Source organism: Lutibacter sp. (assembly GCF_040883305.1).
Classification (GTDB): domain Bacteria; phylum Bacteroidota; class Bacteroidia; order Flavobacteriales; family Flavobacteriaceae; genus Lutibacter.
Genome location: NZ_JBFLKT010000309.1, coordinates 1 through 6,491 on the forward strand (window position 1 = coordinate 1; position 6,491 = coordinate 6,491).

Annotated in this window: 4 protein-coding genes; 1 reads left to right on the forward strand and 3 read right to left on the reverse strand. The window is 32.6% G+C overall.

Going from position 1 to position 6,491, the window contains the following annotated elements; genetic code table 11:
- Positions 1-179: 179 nt before the first annotated feature.
- A complete protein-coding gene (aroC, locus tag AB1Z17_RS09865; protein ID WP_368051635.1) occupies positions 180-1,229 on the forward strand; it encodes a chorismate synthase in 1,050 nt (349 codons plus the stop codon).
- 186 nt (positions 1,230-1,415) lie between these two features.
- Here the strand turns inward: aroC and acs are convergent, their stop codons facing one another.
- From acs to AB1Z17_RS09880, 3 genes are all read right to left on the reverse strand, one after another.
- On the reverse strand, positions 1,416-5,240 hold the full coding sequence (gene acs / locus AB1Z17_RS09870; protein ID WP_368051636.1) for an acetate--CoA ligase: 3,825 nt from the start codon (positions 5,238-5,240) through the stop codon (positions 1,416-1,418).
- A gap of 29 nt (positions 5,241-5,269) precedes the next feature.
- The gene (locus tag AB1Z17_RS09875; RefSeq protein WP_368051637.1) at positions 5,270-5,632 is read right to left on the reverse strand and encodes a response regulator transcription factor; all 363 of its coding nucleotides are present in this window, start codon (positions 5,630-5,632) and stop codon (positions 5,270-5,272) included.
- 1 nt (position 5,633) lies between these two features.
- The coding region (locus AB1Z17_RS09880) for a sensor histidine kinase (RefSeq protein WP_368051638.1) at positions 5,634-6,491 on the reverse strand (858 nt) is incomplete at its 5' end.

A 6,491-nucleotide genomic window follows, 5' to 3' on the forward strand; every position in this document is an offset into this window, starting at 1 on the left:
TGGGAGGATGGTTTGCAAGTAGATGGTCTGTTAAAAAAGGTGATGGTATGATTCGTAACTTTTTAATTGTTATGGTTATTATTATGGCAATAAAACTGTGGTTTTTTTAAATTTATTTCATTTGGGAAACCTACCTTCTATAAAATTCTTTTTTTACATTTGTTGCTTAAATTATTTTTATGTCTAATTCATTTGGAAAAATATTTACAATTACAACTTTTGGAGAATCACATGGTGAAGCTATTGGTGGTGTAATTGATGGTTGTCCTGCTGGAATTGAAGTTGATTTTGAAGCCATTCAAAAGGATATGGATAGGAGAAAACCAGGTCAATCTAAAATTGTAACACAACGTAAAGAACCAGACGAGGTACAATTTTTATCGGGTATTTTTGAAGGAAAAACTACAGGTGCTTCTATTGGATTTATTATTAAAAATGTACACCAACGTTCTAATGATTATTCTCATATAAAAGATTCATTTAGACCCTCTCATGCAGATTTTACTTATGATAAAAAATATGGTCATAGAGATTATAGAGGAGGAGGAAGGACTTCTGCTAGAGAAACTGCTAATTGGGTAGTTGGAGGAGCAGTTGCAAAACAAGTTATTTCTGAGATAAAAATTAATGCATTCACGTCATCTGTAGGTGATTTATTTTTAGAAAAACCGTATCAGGATTTGGATTTTAGTAAAATTGAAGATAATATTGTTCGTTGTCCTGATGCTGAAGTTGCAGAAAAAATGATTTCTAAAATTGATGAAATTAGAAAACAAGGAGATACCATTGGTGGCACAGTAACGTGTGTTATCCAAAATGTTCCAGTTGGCTTGGGAGAACCAATTTTCGAGAAGTTGCATGCCCAATTAGGTAAAGCAATGCTTTCTATTAATGCTGTTAAAGGTTTTGAATATGGAAGTGGTTTTTGCGGTGCTAAAATGAAAGGTTCTGAGCATAACGATATTTTTAATGATGATGGTTCTACAAAAACAAATCTTTCCGGAGGAATTCAAGGAGGAATTAGCAACGGAATGGATATTTACTTTCGAGTAGCTTTTAAACCAGTTGCAACCATTATGCAAAAACAACAAACCATAGATAAAGATGGAAATATTGTTGAAATGATGGGAAAGGGTCGTCACGATCCTTGTGTAGTGCCAAGAGCTGTGCCTATTGTTGAAGCATTGGCAGCTATGGTGTTAACCGATTTTATGTTATTGAATAAATAAACAAGTAATCTAATATTAATAAAATACTTTTTTATTACCTTATAATAGAAGTGAAGTTGTCTTTTAATTTAAAAAAAGATTGCTTCATTTTTTTTAGAACTTTTTTAAAAAGTAGTTCCAAATAAAATGAAGCAATAAGAAAATAGCAGCAATAAAAAGAATTCTTTTTTTTATTAACTTTCTAAATTATTTCACCAAAGAACCTTCCATAATAGCAGCCACAACATCAGGATTTAATAAGGTTGAAATGTCACCTAAATTAGAGGTTTCATTCTCTGCTATTTTCCTTAAAATTCTTCGCATAATTTTTCCTGAACGTGTTTTTGGCAAGCCAGGTACAAATTGAATTTTATCTAGTTTTGCAATTGGCCCAATAGTTCTTCTTATTAAATCGTTGATTTCGTGACGTAAGAAATCATCATTTTCAGGAGTTTCATACACAATTACATACGCATATAGCGCATTTCCTTTAATATCATGTGGATATCCAACAATGGCAGACTCTACAACATTTGAATGTTCGTTTATTACATTTTCAATTGGTGCAGTTCCTAAATTATGTCCAGAAACTATTACAACATCGTCAACTCTACCTGTTATTCTATAATTACCTTCTAAATCTCTAAATGAACCATCTCCGGTAAAATATTTGTCTTTAAATGCCGTAAAATAAGTTTCTTTATAACGCTTGTGATCTCCATAAATTGTACGTGCAATTGAAGGCCATGGATATTTAATACACAATTTACCTTCTGCAGGATTTGTGTTAACTTCATTTCCATTATCGTCTAAAATACAAGGCTGAATTCCAGGTAATGGTCTTGTTGCAAATGTTGGTTTGGTAGGAGTAACACCCGCCATTGGAGAAATCATAATTCCACCTGTTTCAGTTTGCCACCAAGTATCTACAATTGGAGATTTTTGTTTTCCAATCTTTTCATCATACCAGTGCCATGCTTCTTCATTAATCGGCTCTCCTACAGTTCCTAATACTTTTATGGAACTTATATCATTTTGTTCTGTTAATTCATTTCCTTGTGCCGCCAACGCTCTAATTGCAGTAGGTGCTGTATAGAATTGATTCACTTTATATTTTTCAACAATTTGCCAAAAACGACTGTAATCTGGGTATGATGGAACTCCTTCAAACATTAATGTTGTTGCACCAGCTGCTAATGGTCCATAAACAATATATGAATGTCCGGTAATCCAACCAATATCTGCAGTACAGAAATAAACATCACCATGTTGGTATTGGAATACATTTTTAAAACTATAAGCTGTGTGCACCATATACCCAGCACACGAATGTACCATTCCTTTTGGCTTTCCTGTTGATCCTGAGGTGTATAGGATAAATAGCATATCTTCAGCATCCATTTCTTCAGCAGGACAAATATCATCTACTTTTGCTATTTCATCGTGCCACCAAACATCCCTTCCTTCTTTCATTGTAACTTTAGAATTAATTCTATTCAGTACAATTGAAGTTTCAATAGTTGGACACGTTTCTAAAGCTTCGTCTGCAATAATTTTTAAATCCACTGCTTTTGCTCCTCTATTTACACCGTCTGTTGTTAAAAGCATTTTACATTCGGCGTCATTAATTCTTGTTGAAAGTGCTACTGCAGAAAAACCTGCAAAAACCACTGAATGTACCGCTCCAACTCTAGCACAAGCCAATACGGCAATTGCTAATTCAGGAACCATTGGCATATAAATACAAACTCTATCTCCCTTTACAACATTGTTATTTTTAAGCACATTGGAAAAACGACTCACTTCTGAATGTAATTCTGTATATGTTAAAATTATATTTGGTTCTTTAGGATCATTAGGCTCCCAAATAATTGCTGGGTCATCTCCTCTTTTTTCTAAATGACGATCTAAACAGTTTTCGGTAATATTAAGTTTTGCACCTTTAAACCATTCAAATTTTGGTTTATCCCAATCGTATTCCAAAACTTTATCCCATTTTTTACGCCATGTAAATGTCTCTGCAATTTGTGCCCAGAATCCTTCTGGATCATTAACACTATGTTGGTAAGATTTATAATACTTAATGAAAGAATCTACTTGTAAATCGTCTAAAGTTTCTTTTTCCTCTTCAGTTGCGTGCTCATAAATTCCAATTTTATGAAGTTTGAAGTCGTGTGTAATTTCAGAAACTATTTCAGGGTCATCAATTGTTGAAGGAATTGAGAATTCAACACCATCGGCAATATTTCTCAATAATTTTCGAAGGATTTTTCCTGATCGTGTTTTTGGTAAACGCTTAACAATCAGTACTTTTTTTAGTGAGGCAACAGGTCCAATTTGTTTTCTAACCTCTTGAACAATATTATATTCTAATTCAAAATTAGAAACATAATCACCAGATTTTAAAACAACCAATGCTAAAGGAACTTGCCCTTTTAAATCGTTTTCTATACCAAATACAGCACATTCTGCAACGGAAGGATTAGAGGCAACTATTTCTTCCATTTCGGCAGTTGATAATCTATGTCCGGCAACATTAATTACATCATCTACACGACCAGTAATAAAAACGTAGCCCTCATCATCTATATAACCTCCATCTCCAGAAAAATAATAGCCTGAAAATTTCTTTAAATAACCATCAATAAAACGATCTGTATTGCCCCAAATATTTAATAAATTTCCTGGAGGTAATGGTAATTTTACAGCTACAAAACCTTCCGAATTTACACCAATTTGCTCGCCTTCTGCATTTAAAATTTGAATATCATAACCTGCAACAGGTTTTGTTGCAGAGCCTGGTTTTACTGGCAACGCTTCTATTCCCATAGAATTTGCTACCATTGGCCAACCAGATTCTGTTTGCCACCAATGGTCAATTACAGGAATTTGTAATTTTTGTTCCAGCCATTTTAAAGTGGCAACATCGCAACGTTCACCAGCTAAAAATTGATATTTCAAACAACTTAAATCATATTGTTGCATTAATTCACCATCTGGATCTTCCTTTTTTATAGCTCTAATTGCAGTTGGCGCAGTGAACATCACTTTCACATTATTTTCACTTATTATTCTCCAAAATGTACTTGCATCAGGAGTTTTAATAGGTTTTCCTTCAAAAACAATAGTTGTATTTCTATTTAATAGTGGCCCGTAAACAATATAACTATGACCAACAACCCAACCAACATCAGATGCTGCCCAAAATGTATCTCCTTCTTCAACACCATAAATATTTTTCATTGAATATTTTAGAGCGGTTGCATAACCTCCAGTATCACGTAAAATACCTTTTGGTTTTCCTGTTGTACCTGATGTGTACAAAATATAAAGTGGATCCGTTGCTTTCATTGGAACGCAGGCCGCAGGTTCGGAATTTTTCTCTAATTTTTTATAGCTGATATAGCGTTCTGTTTTTGGATTAACAGCACCCAAATTACGTTGATATACAACTACCTTTTCTGGTTTATGTTGTGCAAGTTCAATGGCCTCATCAACCATTGGTTTGTAGGCGATTAGACGGTCAACTTCCATTCCAGATGTTGCAGTAATTATTGCTTTTGGTTTACAATCATCTATTCTAATTGCCAATTCGTGTGGCGCAAAACCACCAAAAACCACCGAGTGAATCGCTCCAATTCGGGCACAAGCCAACATACTAAATGCAGCGTGTGGAATCATTGGCATATAAATAATGACGGTATCTCCTTTTTTAACACCCAAATCTCTCAATCCACCAGCCAAACGTTCTACTTTACTTTTTACTTCGTTGTATGTATAGGTTACTTTTTGTTGCGTAACTGGTGATTCGTAAATAATGGCTGCCTGTTCCCCAAAACCATCTTCTACATGTTTATCAACTGCTAAATAACACACATTTAATTCTCCATCTGCAAACCAACGGTCAAATCCATTTTCATCTTTAGATAAAATAGTTGATGGTTTTTTATACCATTTTAGATTTTCAGCTTGTTCTTTCCAAAAATTTTCTGGGCTTTCGATACTGCTTTTGTAGTGTTTTTGATAACTCATATACTTATTTTTTTAGTTGAATATCTTTTTTATTTTAATAATTCTTTTACTTCTTTTACTAATTTTTTAGTTGAAAAAGGTTTGGAAATATATTTATCGGCTCCTAATTGTAAGCCCAATTCTATATCGGAAACTTTATTCTTAGCAGATAAAAATAGTACTTTAATATCCTTTAACTTCGAACTGTTTTTTAAATGCTTTAATACTTGATAGCCATCAACATTCGGCATCATAATATCTAGCAAAACAATGTCTGGAAGATTATCTTCAGCAATTTCAATGGCTTCAGAGCCATCTCTAGCAATGAATACTTCAAAATTTTCTTTTTTGAAGATATATTCTAAAGACATTACAATATTAGGTTCGTCGTCTACAATTAGTATCTTTTTCATATTACTTCTTGTTTATTGGTAAAATAAATGTGACTCTTGCTCCAGTTGGTTTAAAATTTTCAGCCCAAATTTTACCATTATGACTTTCAATAATTTGTTTGCTAATAGCCAAGCCTAAACCGCTTCCAACGGGTTTTAATATGGTTTGATTTTTTGATTGGTAAAATTTATTAAAAATTGATTCTAATTCATCTATTGAAATTCCTTTTCCATTGTCTTCTACTGAAATTTCAATATTATTTTCGTTCTGAAAAGTATAAACTGAAACGCTTCCAATTTCTTCATTTGAAAATTTTATGGCATTTGATAGCAAGTTTATAATTACTTGTTGAATTCTATCTTCATCGTAAATTATGTGTGCATTTTTTATTCCTTCTGTATTAATTACAATTTTCTTTTTTTCTGCTAACGGCAGTACAGAGTTAATGGATTTTAAAATAGTTTCTTGTATTGAATTTTCTTTTAATTCTAATTTTTCTTTACCAGTGGCTAATTTTTCTAAATCTAAAATGTTATTTATGAGTCTGCTAATGCGTTCACTTTCACTTAAAATACTTGTTAAAAATTTATTTTTAACATCGTTTTCAATTTCATTATCATCTAATAATATTTCAGACAGAGCTCTAATAGAAGTTATGGGTGTTTTTAGTTCATGTGCAACAGTATCCAGAAACTCATCTTTTTGTTTATCTCTTTCTTTTAATGTCTTGTTAGATTCTTTTGCTTTTTGCGTTTCATCTAAAATTTTCAATACTTCTGGAAGGCTAATTTCTTCCTCTTTTACAACAGAAGAAATTAAAATTCGAGCAGAAGCGCTTCCAATACTTCCTGTCAATAATTTCTCAGAAAAATTGACTAA